This window comes from Kitasatospora sp. NPDC015121 (assembly GCF_055562955.1).
On sequence record NZ_JBVHEH010000001.1, the window covers coordinates 357,703 to 378,797 of the forward strand.

Annotated in this window: 16 protein-coding genes; 4 read left to right on the forward strand and 12 right to left on the reverse strand. The window is 75.6% G+C overall.

Annotation, left to right across the window (positions count from 1 at the left end):
* Window position 1: 1 nt before the first annotated feature.
* The 9 genes from ACZ3J7_RS01510 to ACZ3J7_RS01550 all read right to left on the reverse strand — a co-directional run bounded on the left by ACZ3J7_RS01510 (window position 2) and on the right by ACZ3J7_RS01550 (window position 12,286).
* Complete coding sequence (locus tag ACZ3J7_RS01510) at window positions 2-961, reverse strand: hypothetical protein (RefSeq protein ID WP_465615665.1); 960 nt, start codon at window positions 959-961, stop codon at window positions 2-4.
* Between the two features lie 48 nt (window positions 962-1,009).
* Window positions 1,010-3,316, reverse strand: coding sequence for a WXG100-like domain-containing protein (locus ACZ3J7_RS01515; protein WP_465615667.1), 2,307 nt, complete (start codon window positions 3,314-3,316; stop codon window positions 1,010-1,012).
* Between the two features lie 327 nt (window positions 3,317-3,643).
* Window positions 3,644-4,294 carry a WXG100 family type VII secretion target gene (locus ACZ3J7_RS01520; RefSeq protein ID WP_465615669.1) on the reverse strand — a complete coding sequence of 217 codons (651 nt, stop codon included), beginning with the start codon at window positions 4,292-4,294 and terminating at the stop codon, window positions 3,644-3,646.
* Window positions 4,295-4,648: 354 nt separating this feature from the next.
* Window positions 4,649-6,925: a hypothetical protein gene (locus tag ACZ3J7_RS01525; RefSeq protein WP_465615671.1), complete on the reverse strand. Its 2,277-nt coding sequence runs from the start codon at window positions 6,923-6,925 to the stop codon at window positions 4,649-4,651.
* 58 nt (window positions 6,926-6,983) lie between these two features.
* The gene (locus ACZ3J7_RS01530) at window positions 6,984-7,604 is read right to left on the reverse strand and encodes a GNAT family N-acetyltransferase (protein WP_465615673.1); all 621 of its coding nucleotides are present in this window, start codon (window positions 7,602-7,604) and stop codon (window positions 6,984-6,986) included.
* Window positions 7,605-7,897: 293 nt separating this feature from the next.
* Window positions 7,898-8,827, reverse strand: a complete 930-nt coding sequence (locus ACZ3J7_RS01535) for a LysR family transcriptional regulator (protein WP_465615675.1) — start codon at window positions 8,825-8,827, stop codon at window positions 7,898-7,900.
* A 9-nt stretch (window positions 8,828-8,836) separates the two neighbouring features.
* Window positions 8,837-9,799 carry an RNA polymerase sigma-70 factor gene (locus ACZ3J7_RS01540; protein ID WP_465615677.1) on the reverse strand — a complete coding sequence of 321 codons (963 nt, stop codon included), beginning with the start codon at window positions 9,797-9,799 and terminating at the stop codon, window positions 8,837-8,839.
* A gap of 101 nt (window positions 9,800-9,900) precedes the next feature.
* Window positions 9,901-11,157: an NAD(P)/FAD-dependent oxidoreductase gene (locus ACZ3J7_RS01545; protein ID WP_465615678.1), complete on the reverse strand. Its 1,257-nt coding sequence runs from the start codon at window positions 11,155-11,157 to the stop codon at window positions 9,901-9,903.
* 190 nt (window positions 11,158-11,347) lie between these two features.
* A complete protein-coding gene (locus ACZ3J7_RS01550; RefSeq protein WP_465615680.1) occupies window positions 11,348-12,286 on the reverse strand; it encodes an NAD(P)-dependent oxidoreductase in 939 nt (312 codons plus the stop codon).
* Between the two features lie 104 nt (window positions 12,287-12,390).
* On the opposite strand from ACZ3J7_RS01550, the gene ACZ3J7_RS01555 reads away from it, so the two are divergent.
* From ACZ3J7_RS01555 to ACZ3J7_RS01565, 3 genes are all read left to right on the forward strand, one after another.
* Window positions 12,391-12,750, forward strand: a complete 360-nt coding sequence (locus ACZ3J7_RS01555) for a winged helix-turn-helix transcriptional regulator (RefSeq protein ID WP_465615682.1) — start codon at window positions 12,391-12,393, stop codon at window positions 12,748-12,750.
* A 184-nt stretch (window positions 12,751-12,934) separates the two neighbouring features.
* A complete protein-coding gene (locus tag ACZ3J7_RS01560; protein ID WP_465615684.1) occupies window positions 12,935-14,149 on the forward strand; it encodes an MFS transporter in 1,215 nt (404 codons plus the stop codon).
* 184 nt (window positions 14,150-14,333) lie between these two features.
* Complete coding sequence (locus ACZ3J7_RS01565) at window positions 14,334-15,335, forward strand: NADP-dependent oxidoreductase (RefSeq protein ID WP_465615686.1); 1,002 nt, start codon at window positions 14,334-14,336, stop codon at window positions 15,333-15,335.
* 7 nt (window positions 15,336-15,342) lie between these two features.
* On the opposite strand, the gene ACZ3J7_RS01570 is transcribed toward ACZ3J7_RS01565, so the two are convergent.
* Together ACZ3J7_RS01570 and ACZ3J7_RS01575 are read right to left on the reverse strand one after the other, a co-directional pair.
* Window positions 15,343-17,517, reverse strand: a complete 2,175-nt coding sequence (locus ACZ3J7_RS01570) for a DEAD/DEAH box helicase (protein ID WP_465615688.1) — start codon at window positions 17,515-17,517, stop codon at window positions 15,343-15,345.
* A gap of 292 nt (window positions 17,518-17,809) precedes the next feature.
* Complete coding sequence (locus ACZ3J7_RS01575) at window positions 17,810-18,547, reverse strand: MBL fold metallo-hydrolase (RefSeq protein WP_465615690.1); 738 nt, start codon at window positions 18,545-18,547, stop codon at window positions 17,810-17,812.
* A 243-nt stretch (window positions 18,548-18,790) separates the two neighbouring features.
* On the opposite strand from ACZ3J7_RS01575, the gene ACZ3J7_RS01580 reads away from it, so the two are divergent.
* Complete coding sequence (locus tag ACZ3J7_RS01580) at window positions 18,791-19,405, forward strand: ABATE domain-containing protein (RefSeq protein WP_465615692.1); 615 nt, start codon at window positions 18,791-18,793, stop codon at window positions 19,403-19,405.
* Between the two features lie 64 nt (window positions 19,406-19,469).
* Here the strand turns inward: ACZ3J7_RS01580 and ACZ3J7_RS01585 are convergent, their stop codons facing one another.
* The gene (locus tag ACZ3J7_RS01585; protein ID WP_465615694.1) at window positions 19,470-20,906 is read right to left on the reverse strand and encodes a glyceraldehyde-3-phosphate dehydrogenase; all 1,437 of its coding nucleotides are present in this window, start codon (window positions 20,904-20,906) and stop codon (window positions 19,470-19,472) included.
* Window positions 20,907-21,095: the final 189 nt, after the last annotated feature.

The following is a 21,095-nucleotide window of genomic DNA, read 5'->3' on the forward strand; positions in this document are numbered from 1 at the left end:
GTCAGTGCCTTCCGCTCTGGGTGATCCGCGGGGTGATCGGGAGGTGGACGGGGCTGGACGGGATCGACGGCGCGGCGGGCAGCTGCTCGGTGCTCTCGATGCCACCGAGCTCGGAGACGACGTTCTCGTCGGCGTTCCGGTAGCCCTCGGCCATCGCCTTCAGGCCGTCGGCGATGCCCTTCAGCGCCTCGGGCAGGCCCTTGACCACGTCCAGGGTGTCGTGGCTGTACTTCAGGTAGCCCTTCTCGCCCTCCGCGAACTTCTTGCCCGACTCGTCGTTGCCCCAGGGGTTCTGGGCCTCCAGCGAGGGCAGGAAGGCGCTCAGCGAGCGGTAGACCGCGGCGACCTGTTCGGAGGCGGCGAGCATCGGTGACACGGCCGCCAGGTACTGCGCGGGATCCACCTGGAAACCCGTCCCCGCACCGCCCCCTCCCCCGGACGCCGCGCTCCGTGCCGAGGCCTCCGTCGGCGCGGAGCGCTTGACGGCGTCCGCCCGCCGCAACGGCTCGGTGGCCTGCTCCATCGGCACACCCTGCTCCATCGGCCGCAGGCGCTCGGTGGCCTGCTGCATCGGCACACCCTGCTCCATCGGCCGCAGGCGCTCGGTGGCCTGCTGCATCGGCACACCCTGCTCCATCGGCCGCAGGCGCTCGGTGGCCTGCTGCATCGGCACACCCTGCTCCATCGGCTGCAACCTCGCCGTGGCCTGCTCCATCGGCACGCCCCGCTCGAACGGACGCAACGGCTCGGCCGCGACCTGCTCCCGCGCGTCCATCCGCTCCAGCGGCTGGAACGCCTGCAGCCGGGGCTCCGCCGGGACACTTTCGGGCATGACCGTGCCGACCCGGAACCGGGCGGTGGGTTCGACCACCTCGTCGGCCACCAGCCTTGCGGCGTGGGCGGGTTCGGTACGCACCTCGGGCTCGGTGGCGGCGTACCAGGCCTGCTCGTCGTTGCTCATGCGGGGTCCTTCGGTCGGTACGGGCGGCTGCGGCGGACGGGCGGGCGGTCAGTCCGCGGCGGGCGCGGCCAGCCGGGAGAGCGCGGCGCGCAGGAACGGGCTGGGCACCTGGTAGCCGCCCTCCTCGCGGAGCGGGGCCCGCTGCGGAGTGGTGGCGGCGGCAGCCGAATCGGCCTCGGGCGCGGACGTGGAGGCGGACGCGGGCACGGGCGCAGGCGCGTCCGGGTGGCCGCGGCGGGCGGCGGCGCTGCGGGCGCGCTCCAGGTAGGCGTCGTCCGCGGCGCCGTCGGAGGACTCCGTCGCCACGGGAGCCACCACCGGGGTGTCCGAACGCGTCGCCACCGGGTCGGCCGCCGTCGCCGTGGCAGCCGCCGCGCCGCCGCTCCCACCGCCGTCTCCCGCTCCGTCGGCCGGCGTCGCGTCACCGCCGAGCAGCACGCCCGCGAGCCGGCTGAGCATCTCGCTCTCGCTCGTGGGCCCGGCCGTGGCAGCCGTGGTGGAGGCGGCAGCCGGTTCGGGCTCGGGTGCGGCGAAGGTGCCTTCGGTGCGGGCGTCGTCGAGCCAGCGGCGGCGGGCCCGGTTCCACTGGCGGTCGCGCGGGTCGACGTCGGCGGCCTGGCCGAGGATGCCCGCGTCGCCGTACAGCTCCTCGTCCTCCTCGCCGTCGCCGCCGAAGCGGGTGGGGCTGACGAAGCGGTTGCCGTGCCTGCCGTCCTTGCCGCCACCGCCCCGGCCCGCACCGCCACCACCGCCAGGCAGGTGGCCGCCGGCCCCCATGCCGGGGGCGCCCGCCGCACCGCTGCGCCCGGCCGTGCCACCCGCGCCGAGGACGCCCGCCCCGGCCCGGCCGACCGCCGAACCGGCACCGGCCACGCCCCGCGCGCCGCCGCCCGCACCACCGGCCGCGCCGAGGCCGCTCGCCCCGCCGGACCGCCCGGCCAGGGCGCTGCCGCCCGCGCCGATGCCGCCGCCCGAACCGCGCAGCGCCGAGCCGCCACCGGCCCCACCGGCCCCGCCGGCCGCCCCGGCACCCCGGCCGCCCGCACCGCCGAGGCCGAACGGGCTGCTGCCCGTCCCGCCGAAGGGGGCGAGACCGGCCCGACCGCCGCCGGCTCCAACGGAGCCGCCGAGGGATCCGCCGAGGGACCCCAGGGTCGTGCCCAGGGCCGTGCCCAGGGTGCCGCCGCTGCCGAACGAGCCACCGGTGCCGCTGCCGATGCTGCCGCCGCCAGGGGTGAGGCCGCTGCTGGGGTGGTAGCCGGAGCCCGTCCCGCCGAGGTCACCGAGGTCGCCGAGCCCGGCCAGGTTGAGCGAGCCGCCGGCCCCGCTGGAGAGCGGGCTGAAGACGGGTGCCGAGCCGCCACCCGCGCCCCCGCCGGAGCCGAAGCTCGGCAGGTTGGGGGTGAGCGGGGTGAACGGCGCCAGGCCCGAACCGGACCCGCTCCCGCCGCCGGCTCCACCACCGGCACCGCCCGCGCCGTCGAACGATCCGGCGGCGCCCACCGCCCCGAACCCCCCGAACGCCCCCGCACCACCAGCACCGGCACCGGCAGCGCCGCCGACCCCACTGCCGTCGGCGCCCGGCAGCGTGAACGCCGTCGGGTCGGCCGCTCCTCCGAGCGCACCGGCCGGGCTACCGGGAACGCTCCCATCGACTCCGCCCGCGAGCATGCCGTCGGGCAGCGTCGCCGCCGTGCGCGCGCTCATCGCGGTGGTGTCCGTACCGGACATCCCGACCATGCCAGCCGCACCCGCCGCACCGGCCGCGCCTGAAGCCCCGCCCCCGGACGTCCCGTTGAGCGCGCAGGTCCGTCCCATGCCGGTCATGTCGGCGATGTGTCCGGCGCTCTGCCGGAGCATGCCGTCCACGTTGTTGCCGACCTGCCCGATGTACTGGTGGTAGACGGCGGCGGCCTGCTTGACGCCCTCGGACTGCGCGATGTCGTCGTGCTTCCCGGCCGGGTGCGCCTCCATGTACTCCTTGGCGTACTGGAGTTCGCGCACCATCTCGGCCTTGGTGCCGCTCACCGCCTGCGCGGCGCCGTGCAGCGAGTCGGCGATGGCCACCCCGGACTGCAGCGTGGTGGCGACGTGCGAGCCCTCCCCGGCGGCGAACTTCTGCAGGTATTCCTGGAAGCTGTCGGCGGCGGGCCCGGACATGCTGGCCATCGCCCGCTGGGCTGCCTCGGTGATCGCCCGGACGTGGGTGTCGGCGGCCTCGTTCCAGGCCTTCCACGCGTCGGCGAGGGTGGCGAGCAGGTCCTCGTCCCCGTCGGGGAAGGCGATGTCCGCGCCGTTCTCGTTGCTCTGGACGGTCTTGAGGACTTCGGCGAGGTCGGCGGGCAGCTCGATCATGGCGGGGGCTCCGTGGAGGGGAGGTCGGTGGTGCGGATCAAGTGGCCGGTGGCCTGCGGCGGTCGGTGCGCAGGCGGCGGCCGTGACGACACACGGCGGGCGTTCGTGCGAGCGGCGTGCGTGCGGTGGGCGACGGTTCGTCGTGCGTCGAACGGTCCTCGTGCGGCCGGTGTCCGTTCGACGCGCGACGAACGGTCTCCGCGCCGACCGACCACGGTTCGTCGTGCGTCGAACGGTGGCCGTGCGGTCGGCGACTGTTCGACGTGCGTCGAACGGTGCGCGCGACCCGGCGCGGCGCAGGGCCCCGCCGGTCGGCCGGAGGGGCCGTCAGATGACCGGTCTCGCGCCGCCGACGTAGCCGACGCCGGGCCTGAGCAGCGGGTTGGGGTGGTTGTAGTCGAGCGTGGGCGCGTCCGGGTCGTGGTAGTCGACGCCGGGGTCGGTGTTGCCGATCGGCGCGAGGGACGGCGGTGGCTCCGGGGTCGGGACGGGATCGGAGCCGAGCAGCGGGGCGAGCAGGGGGGTGTCCGGGAGCGAGGCGTCCGGCAGCGAAGCGGGCAGCACGCCGACGGAGACCGGGCCGCCGACCGGTGCGGAGCGCAGGGCGGCCAGCTGGGGGTCGGTCGGCATCGCGCCGGTGTCGGTGATCCCACCGAGCGCGGCGGCCTGGGCGTCGTCGTTGGCGCGGTGCCGGTCGACCATGCTCTGCAGGTTCTCGCCGACGGCGGTGGCGTTCCGCAGCAGGGTGCGGATGCCTTCCAGGACCTGCTCCTGGTGCTGGGCGAGTCCGCCGACGGAGGAGCCGGCGCCCAGTAGCGCCTTGCCGAGCAGGTCGGTTCCGTAGACGGATTCCTGCACCTGTTTGACGGCGGCCTCCAACTTGTTGGCCGGTCCGTCCAGTTCCGCTAGCAGCCCCATGATCTTCTTGGCTGCGGCGTCGACCTCGTCGAGGTCGATCCACACCGTGTCGTCAGCCATCGCCCACGCCCGCCTTCCCGCACTCCAGCCGCCCCCGACCGGCATGCCCCCCGTGCCGGGCATGCGGGAGTGCCGGGCCGGAAGGACGGCCCGGACGTGCCCGTGCCATGCCCGCACCGGCTCATTCCAAGGGCACCCTAACCCGCTCGTGTGAACGCGCACAGCCAAGGGGAGGTGCCGGGGTGACGCTCCATCACCCCGGCACGAGCTTCGCAGCCCCTCCGACCGCCCCAGGAAACCGGAAAGCATGCATCAGGTAAATTCACGGCGTGAATTCGCAGGGCGGGTAAAGAGCGGATGTGCTCATTCCGGGTGGATCGTGAATCTTTCGTGCTATTTTCCGAACATCGGGTGTCAGAGCGTGACCGCCCCGGTCGGCGTGACGATCCGCAGGCCGGTCTCGTCCAGCTCGATGGCCAGCGGGGTGCCGTCCAGCGCCGCCTCGTTGAGCAGGGTCGCGCTGGAGAGGTGCCACAGCCGCAGGGTGCCGGCGTCGTCGCCCGCGGCGAGCAGCGCCTCGCCGTCGAACTCGCGGCCGACCACGGCCCGGACGGCCGCCCCGCCGCCGGTCAGTTCGGCGGTGCGGCTGCCGCTGCGAACGTCCCAGACCAGGACGGTGCCGTCGGCGGCGCCGGCGATCACCACGGGACGGCCGCCGAGTTCGGCGAACGACACCGCCTCGGCGGGGTGCGGGAGTCCGGTGCAGACCGGTCCGGCGGCGCCGCTGGTGGCGTGCCACAGGCGGACCGCCAGGTCCTCACCGGCGGTGGCCAGGATCGGCTGGCCGTCGGCGAGGGTGGCGGCGAGCGCGGTGAACGGGCCCCGGCCGGTGGCGAACCGGCGGCTGTCGGCGCCGGTGGCGGCGTCCCGGACGGCGAGCACGCCGTCGCGTCCGGCGGAGGCGAGCAGCGGCTGGTCGCCGGGCGTGCGGGCGGGGGTGAAGGCGAGGCCGGCGACGGGTCCGGCGTGCGGGACGGGCAGCGGCAGGGCGGTGCCGTCGGCGAGGCGGTGGCTGCGGACGGCGCCCGCGGCGGTGCCGCACAGCAGCAGGTCGGCGGTGAGGTCGAGGCTGTGCACGGGGCCGCCCTCGCCGGGCAGGTCGAGCAGCCGGGTACCGGTGGGGGCGTCCCAGACGGCGAGCGCGCCGTCGCCGAACCCGGCGGCGAGCACGGGGCGGCCGCCCAGGGTGCCGGCGGCGAGCGCGGTCAGCGGGCTCCCGGGCAGGCCCTCCGCAGCGGAAGGGCCCGGTCCGTCGGCACGCTGCAACCCGCCGGCACCGGCCAGCCCGTCGGCACCGGCCGGGGCGGCGGCATGGGCAGCGGCGGCGGCACGGGTCGGGGCGGCGGCGGGCGCGGGCGTGCCGGTGGCGGCCTGCCAGGCGCTGATCCGGCCGCTCTCGTCGCCGGTGTAGAGCACGTCCCCGACGGCGGCGAGCGCGGTCAGCCACTCCCCGGCCGGCCAGCCGTGCAGCGGGCGGCCGTCGTGGACGTCCCAGGTGCGGACGGTGCCGTCCAGCGCGCAGGAGGCGAGGACCGGGCGGTCGGCGAGGGTGGTGAAGGCGAGGCCGGTCACGGTGCCGGTGTGGCCGTCGAGTTCGGCGACGGGCTGGCCGGTGGCGAGGTCCCAGAGCCGGATCCGGCGGTCCTGTCCGGCGGAGGCGAGGACGGCCTGGTTGCCGAGGGTGAGCACGGCCAGCGCGAGCACCTCGCCGCGGTGGCCGACCAGCAGGTGCATCAGGTCGCCGGTGCCGGCGTCCCAGACCCGGACGGTGCCATCGGGGGCGGCGGCGGCCAGCAGGTCGACGCCGGCGCAGTGGGCGGCGCGCAGCACGGTGGCGCCGTGGCCGCCGGTGGGCAGGGTGCCGAGCACCCGGCCGTCGTCGGCGCGGACGGCCCGCAGGTCGCCGGACTGCCCGGCGGAGAACGCGACCGGGATGTCCCGGCAGACCAGGGCGGCGACGGCCTGGGCGCCCTCGCCGCCGGTGGTGCCGTGGACGACGGCGCCGGTGCCGGCGTCCCAGACCTGGACGGATCCGTCGGTGCTGCCGACGGCGAACAGCGAGCGTCCGCCGGCCTCGCCGAGCGCGACGGCGGTGGGGGCGAGTCCGGCGTCGGCGCCGGAGCCGCCGAGCGGGGCGGCGTCGTCGAGCGCGGTGAGGCCGAACGCGCCGTCGGCCTCGACCAGGGCGTACGCGGCGCGGCCGGCCACCGTGCCGACGGCGGCGGCGCTGCGGGCGGTGCCGGTGGCGGGGTCGGTGCGGGCGAGCGCGGTGGGCAGGGCGGCGGGGTCGGCGGGGTCGGCGAGGGCCTGGCCGAGCAGGGCGTCGAGGGCGGCGGCGGAGGCGGGGACGGGCGTCTCGGTGCCGTCGGTCCACTGCCGGTCGGGCAGTCCGGGCTGGCCCTGGATGGTGAGGCGCCGCGCGCCGGACGCGGGGGCACCGGCGGGGGTGTCGGCGGCGGCGGGGGCGGGGGCCTGGCCGAGCCCGGCGAGGACGCGGCGGATCAGCGCGGGGTCGATCCGTCCGGTCCGTTCGCGGTCGGCGCGGGTGGCGTGGGTGGCGCGGAAGCTGCCGTCGGCGGTGATCAGCAGCTCGCCGAGGCCGCCGCGTTCCAGTCGTACGCTTCCTGACATGTCGTCACTCCTGGTTCGGTGCAGGGAAGTTGGGGGGACCATCGGCCGGCCGTCGGGGTCAGCAGAGGTCTTCGGGTACGAGCGTGGCGTGCACCGCGTCGTGCAGCCGGTGGGTGCGGGAGCCGCGGAACAGCGCGGGCCGGTAGCCGGCCCGGCGGAACCCGATGGCGGCGCCGGTGAGTTGGCTGGGCATGTTGTCGGCGGCGGCGTAGGCGTCGATCCGGCGCAGGCCGATCCGTTCGAAGCCGAAGCGGCAGACCAGGCGCAGTGCGGCCTTGGCGGTGCGCAGTCGGCGGTGCTCGGGGAGCAGCCAGACGGTGACTTCGGCGCGTTCGTGCTCGGCGTCGAGGTTGACGAGCTCGGCCCACCCGACGGCGTCCCCGGTACCGGCGCCCCCGGCACCCCCGGCGTCATCGGTGCTCCCGGTGCCCCCGGTGCCCTGCGCCTCGACGGTGAAGTAGGCCGCGCGGCCCGTCCGCCAGAGCATCGGCGGGACGTCGGTGAGCCAGCGTTCGGCGGCGGCGGCGTTCAGGTGCGGGACGACGCCCTGCAGGAACTCGCGCACCAGCGGGTCGTGGGTGCCGCGGTGGACGAGGGCGGCGTCGCGGGGGTGCGGTCTGCGCAGCACCAGTCCGTCGGCCGTCATCGGTTCGTCCCGCACTTCGGCGAGCGCCAGCATCGCTCCCCCGTCCGTTCTCCCGGGCCGCCCGCAGGCCGTCCGCGGGTCGCCCGCGGGTCACCCGTAGGGCGTCCCGCACTGCCCCGGCGCGCCCTCCCGGGCTGCCCCGGCGTACCCTCCCCCGTCGCTCGTCCCGGCGTCAAGTCCGCCCGGGCGGTCGGGTGTTTGCGCACGTCAGCGGGACGTTAGCGGAACGTGAGCGGGGCCGCGCAGAATCGTCGGCGGGGTTCGTCACTCCACGTCCCGCCGCCCACCCGGTCCACCTCTTGTCTCTCCCGGACCGGGCGCCCCCGCTACGGGCGGCGGGACTCACCCCGTTCCGCGGCCGGGGTCGCTCCGGCGGGCAGCGGTGCTTCGCGCAGGGCGCGGATCACCTCCCGGACGGCGGTGGTGCGGGCGAGTTCGGGGGTGGTGACGTAGCCGACCCGGCGGGACGGCCGGTCCGGGCCGAGGTCGGTGACGGCGAGTCCGGCGGGTGGGCGGTCCAGGCTGAGCCGGGGCATCACGGCCATGCCGAGGCCCTGGGCGGCGAGCGAGAGCACCACGGTGTCGTCGGAGACATTGATGGTGGCGGGCGGCAGCCAGTCCTGGCGTCTCCACCAGTCCGCCGTGTAGGAGCCGCAGTTCTCGTCCCAGTCGACCAGCGGCAGGCTGCGCGGGTCGGGGTGGCCCTGCTGGTGGGCGAGGGCGTACTCCTCGCGGTACAGCGGCGCGGCGACCAGTCCGGGCAGCGTGCCGCCGGTCGCGTCCAGGGTGGCGAGCGCCAGGTCGGCGCGTCCGTCGGCGACTTCGCCGGCGGTGCCGCGTCCGAGGTCGCGGACGACCCGGACCTCGGGCTTCAACTCCGGCCAGCGGGCGGCGAGTACGGTCAGCACCGGTGGCAGGACCTGGACGGCGGCGCTGCGGAACGCGACGATCCGCACCGGCCCGGCCGGGCCGGTCGCCGTCCCGCCCGCGGCCTGCCGGGCCTCGCCGGGGAGTGCGGCCAGCAGCCGCAGGATCCGCCGCGCGTGCCCGGCCACCCGTTCCCCCGCCGCCGTGGGTGCCGCCCCGCGCCGCCCGCGCTCGAACAGCACCGCGCCGAGCTTGCGCTCGCACCCCCGGACGGCGTGCGACACCGCGGACTGGGTCAGCCCGAGCCGGTCGGCGGCGGCCGTGAAGCCGCCGCTGTCGGCGACCGCGACGAGGATCCGCAGTTCCTGCGGGAGGAGGTCTTCTGCCACCGCAGCAGCCTAGACGGCCCGGCCGGGGCCGAGATCGGGCGCGGAGCCGAGGTCGTAGCGGGTGCCGCCGGCGACGGCGCGCAGCTTGTCGGGGTTGGCCACGTTGTGGATGGTGGAGATCCGGCCCGCCGGGTCGAAGTCGAAGGTCAGCGTGGCGATCACCCGGTCGGGGGCGCGGAAGACCACGCCGGGGCCGCCGTTGAGCGAGGTGAGTTCGGCCCGCATCGCGCCGGGCTCGACGCCCTGGTAGGTGACGGTGCCGAGGGCGGCGAACCAGCGGGCCACCGTCTCCAGGCCGATGACCGGCTTGAGGGCCTGGCGGACCTTGCCGCCGCCGTCGGTCCACAGCGTGACGTCCGGGGAGAGCAGTTCCATCAGGGTGTTGATGTCGCCGCCGGTCGCCGCCGCGAAGAAGCGTTCGGTGACGTCGCGCTGGCGGGCCCGGTCGGCGGTGAAGCGGGGGCGGCGGGCCCGGACGTGCTCGCGGGCGCGGTGGGCGGCCTGCCGGACCGCCGGCTCGGTGCGTTCGACGGCCTGCGCGATCTCGGCGTAGCCGAAGGCGAAGACCTCCTTGAGCACGAAGACGGCGCGTTCCAGCGGGCTGAGCGTCTCCAGGACGACCAGCAGGGCGGTGGAGACGGAGTCGGCCGCGGCGACGCCGTCCGCGGTGTCGGGGGCGGTGAGGACCGGCTCGGGGAGCCACGGTCCGACGTAGGTCTCGCGCTGGTGGCGGGTCGAACGCAGGCGTTCCATCGCCAGGTTGGAGACGATCCGGGACAGGTAGGCCTTGGGGTCGGCGACCTGGGAGCGGTCGGCCGCCGACCACTTCAGCCAGGCGTCCTGGACGGTGTCCTCGGCGTCGGCGGCGGTGCCGAGGATGCGGTAGGCGACGGAGAAGAGCAGGGTGCGGTACCGCTGGAAGGCGAGCTGGTCGGCATCGTCCCGCCGCGGACCGGGCTCCGGCTGCGTCATCTCGGCCTCCTCCCGGGCCGCTTCGGGTTGCTGTCGGGCCGATTCGGTCTCCTGCCGGGCCGGTTCGGGCTGCTGCCGGGCCATTTCGCTTTCCTCCTGGGTCACTTGGCGTTCCGGGTGCGGGTGTGGCGGCCGCCGTGCGGCCAGAACGCGCCCGAGGCGGGGGTCCGCTTCATCCGGGCGAAGGTCGGCCACGGCGCGGCGGTGACCGTCTCCTTGTACTTCGCGGCCCACCGGCCGGTCAGCACGATCCGGCGCGGACTGCCGTCGGGGTGGGTGAACTGCACGACGGCGTCGTTGCGGCCCAGGCTGACGGGGGTGTGGTAGTAGCCGAAGCGGAAGTCCTTGGGCTGCTTGCCGTCCAGGACCCGCAGGATCGACAGGGCCGCGTGGACGCCGGTGGGCATGCCGCTCTGGCAGGTGCCGTGCATCAGGCCGTAGCCCTGGCGGATCGCCGCCGCGTCGCCGACGGCGTAGACGTCCGGGTGCGAGACCGAGCGCAGCGCGCGGTCGGTGACCACCCGTCCGCGGTCGTCGACGGTCAGGCCCGCGGCGGCGGCCAGCGGTGGGACCTTCGTGCCGCTGGCCCAGAGCACCGCGTCCGCCGGGACGCGGGTGCCGTCGGCGAGGACGACGCCGTCCGGCCGCACCTCGGTCACCTCGACGCCGCTGCGCACCCGCACGCCGAGCCGGGCGAGCGCCGCGTCCAGGTGGGCCTTGGCCTTCGGGTGGGTGCCGGTGCCGGGTTCCTGGCGGCCGAGCAGCAGGACGGTGAGTTCCGGGTGCCGTTCGGCGATCTCGGCGGCGGCCTCGACGCCGGTGAGTCCGCTGCCGCCGACCACGACCGTCCCGCCGCCCCGTCGGGCGAGCCGGGCCAGTCGGTCGGCGAGGACGGCGGCGCCCTCCGGGGTGTCGAGGGTGTGGGCGTGTTCCTCCACGCCGGGGACGGCGGCGGTGTCCGCGACGCTGCCCAGGCCGTAGACCAGGGTGTCGTAGCGCAGGACCCGGTCGTCGTCGATCCGGACGGTCCCGGCCCCGGGGTCCACGGCGGTGACCCAGCCGCGGACGAACTCGGCGCCGGTGCCGTCCAGCAGCTCGGGGATGTCCAGTTCGGCGGTCGGCTGGCCGGTGGCGGTCATGTGCAGGCGCAGCCGCTCGGTGAAGGTGTCGTACGGGTTGACCAGGGTGACCCGCAGGTTCCCGCGCTTGCGGGTGCGGGCGGCGAGCTGGATCGCCGCCGAGAGTCCGGCGTAGCCGGCGCCAAGCACCAGGACCTCGTGCGGCCGCCCGGCCGTCCACCGGGTCTGCGCGCTCTGCCGGGTCTGTGCGGTCTGCCGGGTCTGCGTCGCCGTGTTCATCTGCTGCCTCTTTCGGGTCGGTCGTCTCCGCCGTGCGGACGACCACCAGACGCGAGCAGCCCTTCCGTTCGTGACATTGTTCGGTGTGACCTGCGCCACACCCTCCCCGGGGGGTGCCCCGGGCGCCGGACACGGCATTCAACCATGATCAACCGGCGCCGGGGCGGGTTTCGGGCAGGGTGCGGGGTGCTCAGCGCGGAGCGCGGATGCCGTCGACGATCCGGGTCCAGTTGTCGCCGCCGTGGCCGTCCTCGACGGCGCGCCGGTAGTGGGCGCGGACGGCCAGTGGGAGGGCGAGGTCGAGGCCGAGGGCGGCGTTGGTGTCGACGATGTGGTCGGCGGTGGCGCCCATCATGGTGACGGTGCTGAGGCCGCCGGGGTGTTCGCCGGCGTCGAGGGCGGTGCCGGGGCGGGGTTCTCCGGCGCGCAGGATGGTGCCGATCGCGTCGGCGGAGGCGAGCAGTTCGGGGAGGGCTTCGGCGGCCTTCACTCCGGCGGTGCCGAGCATCGCGGTGGCCTGCATCAGGGCGGACAGCGTGCTGAGGAAGACCGTGAGTTGGGCCTGGTACATCAGTTGGGCGAGGCCCGGGTCGGCGCCCAGGTACCTGGGCGCGCCGAGCAGCGCCAGGACGTCGCGGTGGCGTTCGAGCAGGTGCCGTCCGCCGCTGTAGTAGACGTGGGCGCCCTCGGTGCCGACCATCGGCGCGGGGACCATCACGCCGCCGGTGAGGAAGTCGGCGCCGTGCCGGGCGGCCCAGTCCGCGGCCTCGCGCGAGCGCTCGGGGGTGTCGGAGCCGAGGTTGACCAGGGTGCGGCCGGCCAGTTCGGGGGCGGCGCCGTCGAGGACGTCGTACATCGCCCGGTGGTCGGTGAGGCTGAGGAGCACCAGCGTGCTCGCCCGGAGCGCGTCGGCGGGCGTGGCGGCGGGCACCGCGCCGGCGGCGACGACGCCCTCGGTGCGGGCGGGGGTGCGGTTCCAGACGGTGACGCGGTGGCCGGCGGCGAGCAGCACGCGGGCCATCGCCTGCCCCATCGGGCCGAGCCCGATCACGGTCACGGAGCGCCCGGGAACGGGAGCGGGGAGAGGAGTGGCGGAGAGGGTACGGTCGGAGTTCCGTGGTGCGTTCACCCCGCCATCCTCGGCGGGGGCCGCCACCGCCGGAAGTACGCACTGTTTTCTGCGGTACTTACCTTTCTGTCAGTGCACCAGGGGAGTTCAGGGGAGTGGGGACGATGGCCAGGGCACCCCGGCGCGGTCCGTACATCTGCGGCATCGACGCCGCGCTCGACGTGGTGAGCGGCAAGTGGAAGGGGCTGATCCTCTGGGAGCTGGACTCCCACGGGGTGCGCCGCTTCGCCGAGTTGCGCCGGGGGTTGCCGGGGGTGAGCGAGAAGATGCTGACCCAGCACCTGCGCGAGATGGAGGACGACGGGCTGGTGCACCGCGAGGTGTACCCCGAGATCCCGCCCCGGGTGGAGTACTCGCTGACCGAGCAGGGGCGCACCCTCAACCAGGCGCTCAAGTCGCTGGGCGCCTGGGGGACGGCGCGGGTCGAACGCGAGGGCCTGGCGCGGGTCCTGGCGGACGACTGATCCGTCGCGGACCGATCCGTCACGGACCGATCCGTCGCCGACCGATCCGTCGCCGACCGATCGACCGATCGACCGAACGGGCTTCTCCGGTGGGGACGTCGACGTCGGATTCGCGCCAGTCCCACCCCGGTCCGGCTGGTGGACTGCACGGTGACACCCGCCACCGACGGACAGGACCTCCGGCATGCCCGAAACCGCCCTCCACGCCGCCCCGCGCCCCTCCCCCGGGCGCTCGAACCGCCGTGGCCGCCAAGGCGGTTGGCCCGCCGTGCTGGCCGTCACCACGGGGGTGTTCGCGATCGTGACGACCGAGATCCTGCCGGTCGGCCTGCTGCGGCCGATCGGCGCGACCTTCGACGTCTCGGACGGCACCACGGGGTTGACGATGACGCTGCCGGGCCTGGTCGCCGCCGTCGCCGCGCCGGTGGTGACGGTCGCGACCGGCCGGGTCGACCGGCGGACGCTGCTGTGCGGGCTGCTGCTGCTCCTGGTCGCGGCGGACCTGCTGGGCGCGCTGGCCCCGGCCTACTGGGCGGTGCTGGTGTCCCGGGTCGTACTCGGCCTGGTGATCGGGGCGTTCTGGTCGATCGGCGCGGGGCTGCCGGCCCGGCTCGTCCCGGAGCACCGGCGGGGCCGGGCGACCACGGTGTTCTTCACCGCCGTCCCGCTCGGCTCGGTCCTCGGCGTGCCGGCGGAGGTGTTCCTCGGCTCGCTGGCCGGTTGGCGCGCCGCCTTCCTGGTGCTGGCCGCGCTGGCGGCGCTGACGCTGGCGGCGCTGCTGCGCTCGCTCCCGCCGCTGCCGCCGCCGGCGGCGGTCACCGACCTGGGCGTGCTGCGCGGGCTGCCGGCCGCCCGAGGCGTCCGGACGGGGCTGCTGGTGATCCTCCTGATCGTGTCGGCCCACTTCGGCAGCTACACCTACGTCACGCCGCTGCTGGCGTCCACCGCGCACGCCGGGCCGGGCACGGTCACCGTCCTGCTGCTGGGGTACGGCGCGGCGGGGCTGCTCGGCAACGCGTGGGCGGGCGGGCGCGCGGCGGGAGCGCTGCGTCCGGTGTTCGGCGCGGCGGCCGTCCTGCTCGGCGGTTCGGCCCTGCTGCTGCCGCTGCTCGGCTCCACCACCCCGGGGGCGGCCGTGCTGCTGGTGCTCTGGGGCGTGGCGTACGGGGCGGTGCCGGTGTGCCTGCTGCACTGGTTCCTGGCTGCGGCGCCGCACGCGCCGGAGGCGGCCGGTGTGCTGTTCACCTCCTCGTTCCAGGCGACGCTGTCGCTCGGCGCGCTGGCCGGCGGGCTGGTGGTGGACCGCTCGTCCCCGGCCGCCGTGACGGTGCTCGGGGGCGGGGTGGCGCTGCTCGCGGCGGCGGCGGTGTGGCGGTACGGCCACCGGGTCCGCCCCTGACGCCCGCCCCTCCCCCCGTTTCTCCCCGCTTCTCCCTCCTCCCCCTGCGCCCTTCCATGAACGCCGTTCATGGTTCCGTCCGGGCCATCGACGCCGCCCCCTGCCGCGCCCCGCCCGCCGTCCGTAGCGTCTTCCCACGTCAGAGCCCCGGCTCCCCCTCCCCCCCGCTACGGAGTGTCCCGCCATGCCCGTCCCGTTCCGCGCCGTGCACCAGATCGCCCGCCCGAGCGGTCCGCCGACCGCCGACCTGTTCGCCTTCGTCGACGGGGTGCTGCCCGGGCTCGCCGAGGGGACGGCGCTGGTGGAGAACTCCTTCCTGTCCGTCGACCCGTACATGGTGGGCCTGTTGGACGGCGGGGAGGCCGGCTACCCGCTGCACGCGCCGCTGGAGGGGCGGGCGGTGGGGCGGGTGGTGGAGTCCCGTTCGGCGGCGCTGCCGGTGGGGACGGCGGTGATCCACCGGGAGGGCTGGCGCACCCACGCGGTGGTGGCGCCGGAGCGGGTGCGCGTCCTGCCCGAGCTGCCGGGGGTGCCGCTCAGCGCGCACCTGGGTGTGCTGGGCGGCACCGGCCTGTCGGCGTACGTCGGGCTGACCCGGATCGCCTGGCTGCGGCCGGGCGAGGACTTCTTCGTCTCGGCGGCGGCCGGCGGGGTCGGCACGGCGGCGGGGCAGCTGGCCCGGCTGCTGGGGGCCCGGCGGGTGGTGGGGTCGGCGGGCAGTGCGGCCAAGACCGCTTTCCTGAGCGGGGAGTTGGGCTTCGACGCGGCCTTCGACTACCACGCCGGGCCGGTGGCCGAGCTGCTGGCCGAGGCGGCGCCGACCGGCATCGACGTGTACCTGGACAACGTGGGCGGCGAGCACCTGCAGGCGGCGATCGGCGCGATGCGGGACTTCGGGCGGATCGCCTGGTGCGGGGCGATCGCCCAGTACGGGGCGGCGACCCCGGCGCCCGCCGCCCCGTACAACCTGTTCGAGCTGGTGGCTCGCAGCGTCCGCCTGGAGGGTTTCCTGGTGCGCCACCACCTGGACGCCCAGCAGGAGTTGTACGACCTGCTGGCCCCGCAGCTGCGCTCCGGCCGGGTGCGTGCGCCGGAGACCGTGCTGGACGGGTTCGACCGCACCGTGGAGGCGTTCCTCGGGGTGCTGGCGGGCACGAACACCGGCAAGATGCTGGTGCGGATCTGACGGTCCGTCAACTCACCTGCCGGGCCAGCCTCAGCTGCTCGTCCTCGACGATCCGCACCGCCAGGTCCCGGTCGGAGAGGTCGACGGCCTCCGGGACGGCCTCGGCGAGGTCGCTGCGGCGGGCGTAGCGGTCGAACAACTCGGCTTTCCCCTCCAGCAGTTCGACCAGCCGGCGGTCCAGGCTGTCGGTGGCGAGCAGCCGGTGCACCCGGACCCGGCGGACCTGGCCCATCCGTTGGGCGCGGGCCACCGCCTGGTCCTCCAGGGTGGGTTTGAGCTGCGGCTCGCACAGGACCACCACGTTGGCGGCGTGCAGGTTGAGGCCGATCCCGCCGGCCTGGATCTGGCAGAGCAGCACGGTGTGGCCCGAGGCGGCGGTGAACTCGTCGACCACTTCCTGCCGTTGCTCGGCGGGCAGCGATCCGGAGACGGTGCCGGTGACGGTGGCGCCGAGTTCGTCGCGCACGGCGGCGAGCACGTCCCGGAAGTACGAGAAGACCACCACCTTGTGCCCGGACTCGGCCGCCTCGGCGGTGATCTCGCGCAGCCGCCGGATTTTCGCGGACTGCGCGGGCACGGCGTACGCGGCGCGGCGCATCGCCATGAAGTTGCCCTCGGCGACGGCGGCGGCGTAGGCGGCGCGGTCCGGCTCGGAGAGTTCGCTCCACTCGTCGACCCGTACCACGTCCGGGAGTTCGGTGAGCACGTCCTGCTGGTTGCGGCGCAGGTAGGCGGGGGCGACGGCGTGCCGGAAGGCGCTCGGGCCGAAGGCGCCGCGGCCGGCCGGGAGGCCGTCGAGCAGGTCGGGCTGGAGGTGGCCGATCAGGGTGCGGAACTCGTCGACCCGGTTCTCCATCGGGGTGCCGGTGAGGAGGAGCACGTACTCGGTGCGGGCGGCCCACTCGGCGACCAGTCGGGTGCGCAGGGCGGCCGGGTTCTTCACGAAGTGCGCCTCGTCGACGACCAGCGCGCTCACCCGGTCGTCGGCCAGGGTGCGCAGCGACTCGTAGGTGGCGACCAGCACGCCGCCGTGCGCGAGCCAGCGCTCCCGGGCGGCCTCCCGGCCGGGGCCGTGGTAGCGGTGTGCGGCGAGCGTGGTCCGGGCGGTGGTCTCGCGCTGCCAGTTGACCAGCACGGACGCCGGGCAAACCACCAGGAAGCGGCGCCCCGGCTCGGCCGCGGCCAGGTGGGCGAGGACGGCGAGCGCCTGGACGGTCTTGCCCAGGCCCATCTCGTCGCCGATCACCACCTTCTTCCGGGCCAGCGCGAACCGGGCGCCGAACGCCTGGTAGCCGCGCAGCGAGACGGTGCAGCCCCGGTCGTCCAGCGGCTGGGCGCGGACCTGCTCGGCGAGGCCGTCGGGCAGGTGGCCCTCGGCGGCCCGGCCGTCGGCGGTCGCGGCGGGGCCGGCCAGCCGGCCGGCCTCGCCGAGCACCGCGAGCTCGGCGTGGAAGTCGGCGGCCCGGTGCTCGAACTCGACCCAGGCCACGACGTCCCCGGCGGGCGGGCGCAGCAGGTCGGCGGAGGCCTGGGCGAACCGCAGCCCGACCTCACCGTCCCCCAGTTCCCCGGCCAGCGACTCCACGGCGCGCAGGCCGCGTTCGCGCTTCTCGGCGCCGGTCAGCAGTCCGTGCAGCCGTCCCCGCGCGTACTTCGCCTCGGCGAGCAGCGCCTCGTACCGGGCGTCGAGTTCGGCGGCCTCGGCGGCGGCCCGGCGGGCGGCGGGCCCGGCCACCACCAGCCGGTGCAGGGCGATGACCAGCGCGGTGGCCCGGCCGTCGGGGCTCGCGGGGTCGAGGCGGACGGCGACGCTCTCCTCGACGGCGGCGGCGATCTGCGCGGCGGCGGCCAGCAGGTGGGCGGCGGTGGGGCCGGCGATGCCGGGGATCCGCAGCAGCTCCTGCCGGGTGGCGGCGTGCACGGCGGCGACGGTGGTGTAGCCGGCGGAGCGGAGCGCGCCGATCCGCAGGCGTCCTCCGGTGACGTCCTTGAGCCGCTCGACCGGGATCCCCGCCAGCTCGGCCCGCACCGTCCGTTCGAAGACGGCCCGGTGCGCGGCGGTGGCCTCCCCGACCGCCGCCGCGTAGTCCGCCACCAGCGCCCGGGCGGCCGCCCGCCGCCGCCTGGCCGCCGCGCGCACCTCCGCCGCCCGCCGCCCGCTCCGTCCCGCCACCTGCGCCACTTCGCCCTCCCGCCTGTCCGGAGCGCCCGTCCGGAGCGCCCATCCTGGCACCCGCCACCGTCGCCCGGCCCCGGCGGCCGGAGTGCGGAGAGGTCGCGGGCGCACCGGTCGGACGGGGCGTCCCGGGGCCGCCGCGTACCGGCAGAGCAGCAGGACCGCGCGGGTCGCGAGTCCCCGGCCGGGCCGGACCGGGGTGAGGCCGGGTGCCTCCGGTCGGAGGCCGACCGTTCCGGCGGGTTCGCGCCGGGGGACCGCCCGGAGGCCGAAGGCCCGCTGGGGTCCGCGGGTGCCGTCAGGCGAGTTCGAGGACGTCCGCGAGGCCGGCCCCGGCGAAGGCGGCGAGCAGGGGTTCGCGGCCCTCGGTGAAGTGGGCCCAGCTGTCGAAGTGGACGGGGACGACCCGGCGGGCGCCCAGGATCCGGGCGGCTTCGGCGGCGCGGGCGCTGTCGAGGGTGAGCAGGGCGTCGTCGAGGATGCCGGTGCGGGCGCCGCCGGCGAACAGGACGGCGGTGTCGACGGGGCCGAAGCGCTCGGCGATCCGCTCGACGACCTCCAGCGAGGCGTTGTCGCCGCTGACGTAGACGACGGGCAGGCCGGGGCCGGTGAGGACGAAGCCGATCACCTCGCCGGTGAACGGCTCGCAGCCGTCGGGGCCGTGCTGGGCGGGCACGGCGGTGACGGTGACCCCGCCCAACTCGACGCCCTCCCAGGGGGCGAGGCCGCGCGCGGTGCCGCCGAGGCGCTCGGCGCCGCCCCGGGTGGTGAGGGTGAGCGGGACGTCGGCGAGCAGCTTGCGGCCGCCGTGGTCGAGGTTGTCGGGGTGCTCGTCGTGCGAGAGCAGCACGGCGTCGAGCGGGCCGAGGTCGGCGGGGTCGACGGTGGCGGGGAGGGTCTTGGTGAGGAACCGGCCGCCGCCGCGCGGGTAGTCGCCGGGGGCGTCGAAGGTCGGGTCGGTGAGCAGGCGCAGGCCGCCGTACTCGATCAGGGCGGTGGGGCCTCCGAAGACCCGGACGGTGGGGACAGCGGTCATGGCAACCTCGCAGCTCGACAATCCCCTCACGGGGAACTCCGACTTTCTCCGTGAGGAGAATCTAGCGACACCTCACGGAGAAACACAAGCTTTCCCGTGAAGTACGGCTGGACAACGGAAGCCGACTAGTCGATATATCCATTCCGGGCGACCGCCCCGGGACCGCCGCGCCGCCCCCGTCCGGCACCGGCGGCCGATGCACGCCCCTCCTCACGGGCAAGCTGAGCGTTTACCATGAGGAGCATGAGCCAGCGCACCGCCGCCCCCGCCGCCGAGTCCGCCGCCCCGCCGCCGCCCGCGCCGGGGGCCGGGCAGTACCCGGCGCTGGACTTCGCCAACTCGCTGCTGACCCTGCCGGGCGGGCCGCTGGACCTGCTCGGCGCGCCGGATCCGGCGTCCGCGTGGCTGGTGGAGCACGACCTCGCACCGGAGGCGGGTCGGGTGCTGGAGCCGTGCACGGTGCGGCTGCGGGTGTTCCGGGGCGCGGTGCGCGAGCTGCTGGACGCCCGGGTCGCGGGACGGCCCGCGCCGTCCGGGGCGCTGGCGGCGGTGAACGAGGCGCTGGCGGCGGCCCCGTCGGTGCCGCTGCTGCGCTGGGACGCCGAGCGGGGCCTGCACCGCAGCCTGCCGCACCCGGCCGACCGGATCGCCGACCGGGCGATGGCCCGGCTGGCCGCCGACGCCGCCGACCTGCTGACCGGCCCGGACGCCGAGCGGCTGGCCCGCTGCGGCGGCGCCCCGTGCAGCCGGTTCTACGTCCGCACCCACGCCGCCCGGCACTGGTGCTCGACCCGCTGCGGCGACCGCGTCCGGGCCGCCCGCGCCTACGCCAGGAAGCGCGCCGAGAAGGCGAGTTGACGGAGGGTCGGGAAAACGGCGCGGGCCCCGGCCGATCGGCCGGGGCCCGCGCTGCCGAGCGGCGTCAGTTCGTCGCGGCCGGGAAGGTCGGGTACTCGACGCCCGAGACGTGCTGGACGACCCGGACGACCTGGCAGGAGTAGCCGAACTCGTTGTCGTACCACAGGTACAGGATCGCGTTGTCGCCCTCGACCTTGGTCGCGCCCGCGTCGACGATCGAGGCGTGGCGGGAGCCGATGAAGTCGCTGGAGACCGCGTCGGGCGAGTCGATGAAGTCGATCTGCCGCTTGAGCGGGGAGGTCAGCGAGACGTCCCGCAGGTGCTCCAGGACCTCCTCGCGGGTGGTCTCCCGGGCCAGCTGGAGGTTGAGGATGGCGATCGAGACGTCCGGCACGGGGACGCGGATCGAGCTGCCGCTGATCTTCGCCCGCAGCTCCGGGAGGGCCTTGGCGACGGCCGAGGCGGCACCGGTCTCGGTGATCACCATGTTGAGCGGCGCGGAGCGGCCCCGGCGGTCGGCCTTGTGGTAGTTGTCCAGCAGGTTCTGGTCGTTGGTGAACGAGTGGACGGTCTCCACGTGGCCGCGCAGCACGCCGTACGCGTCGTTCATGGCCTTGAGCGGCGGCACGATCGCGTTGGTGGTGCAGGACGCGCAGGAGATGATCTGCTCGTCCGGCTTCACGGTGTCGTGGTTGACGCCGTGCACGATGTTCGGGACGTCGCCCTTGCCCGGGGCGGTCAGCACGACCTTCGCGATGCCGGGGCGCAGGTGCTTGGAGAGCCCCTCGCGGTCGCGCCAGCGGCCGGTGTTGTCGATCAGGATGGCGTTGTCGATCCCGTACGCGGTGTAGTCCACCTCGCTGGGGTCGTTGGAGTAGATGACCTGGATCGCGTTGCCGTTGGCGACGATGGTGTTGGTCGTCTCGTCCACGGTGATGGTGCCCTGGAACTGGCCGTGGATGGAGTCGCGGCGCAGCAGCGAGGCGCGCTTGACCAGGTCGTCGCCGCCGCCGTTGCGGACCACGATCGCGCGCAGCCGCAGGCCGCCGGCCTTCTCGACCAGCAGGCGGGCGAGCAGGCGGCCGATCCGGCCGAAGCCGTAGAGGACCACGTCGCGCGGGGCCTGGCGCTCCAGCTTGTTGGCGCCGGTCGCACCCGACACCGCCTCGGCGGTGAACTCCGCCGGGGTCAGGCCCCGGTCGTCGGCGCGGTGGGCCTCGGCGAGCAGGCCGAGGTCGATCTGGGACGGGCCGAGGTCGAGCGTGGCGAGGGCCTGGAGGAAGGGGAAGGTCTCGGTGATCGAGAGCTCCTCGCCGGCGATCTGGCGGGCGAAGCGGTGCGTCTTGAGGATGCTGACCACCGACTTGTTCACCAGCGAGCGGCTGTGCAGCAGGACGGTGACGTCCCGCTCGCGGTGGAGCCGTCCGATGATCGGGATCATCGTCTCCGCGAGCTCCTCGCGGTTCTTCCAGTCCGTGAACACGTCGTCGTTGACAGTCACAATTCAACTTTCGAGGGTAGGCCGAGCTGAGGGTTGGCCGAGCTGCCGAGGGTAGGCCGAGCCAAGGCGCCACCATGCTAGCTTCGGCTCACGCGCGGGTCGGGATGCGGTCCCCCCTCCGACCAGCGGTGGTTCGACCCGGGCGGCTCCGGCGGGCGTGACGCCGGACACACCGGCGCCGATCCGCCC

Coding starts and splice junctions, on each gene's coding strand:
- ACZ3J7_RS01580 (WP_465615692.1), top strand. CDS start 18,791: ATGAGCCAGCGCACCGCCGCCCCCGCCGCCGAGTCCGCCGCCCCGCCG.
- ACZ3J7_RS01515 (WP_465615667.1), bottom strand. CDS start 3,316: ATGATCGAGCTGCCCGCCGACCTCGCCGAAGTCCTCAAGACCGTCCAG.
- ACZ3J7_RS01520 (WP_465615669.1), bottom strand. CDS start 4,294: ATGGCTGACGACACGGTGTGGATCGACCTCGACGAGGTCGACGCCGCA.
- ACZ3J7_RS01560 (WP_465615684.1), top strand. CDS start 12,935: ATGCCCGAAACCGCCCTCCACGCCGCCCCGCGCCCCTCCCCCGGGCGC.
- ACZ3J7_RS01510 (WP_465615665.1), bottom strand. CDS start 961: ATGAGCAACGACGAGCAGGCCTGGTACGCCGCCACCGAGCCCGAGGTG.
- ACZ3J7_RS01575 (WP_465615690.1), bottom strand. CDS start 18,547: ATGACCGCTGTCCCCACCGTCCGGGTCTTCGGAGGCCCCACCGCCCTG.
- ACZ3J7_RS01545 (WP_465615678.1), bottom strand. CDS start 11,157: ATGAACACGGCGACGCAGACCCGGCAGACCGCACAGACCCGGCAGAGC.
- ACZ3J7_RS01540 (WP_465615677.1), bottom strand. CDS start 9,799: ATGACGCAGCCGGAGCCCGGTCCGCGGCGGGACGATGCCGACCAGCTC.
- ACZ3J7_RS01530 (WP_465615673.1), bottom strand. CDS start 7,604: ATGCTGGCGCTCGCCGAAGTGCGGGACGAACCGATGACGGCCGACGGA.
- ACZ3J7_RS01525 (WP_465615671.1), bottom strand. CDS start 6,925: ATGTCAGGAAGCGTACGACTGGAACGCGGCGGCCTCGGCGAGCTGCTG.
- ACZ3J7_RS01565 (WP_465615686.1), top strand. CDS start 14,334: ATGCCCGTCCCGTTCCGCGCCGTGCACCAGATCGCCCGCCCGAGCGGT.
- ACZ3J7_RS01555 (WP_465615682.1), top strand. CDS start 12,391: ATGGCCAGGGCACCCCGGCGCGGTCCGTACATCTGCGGCATCGACGCC.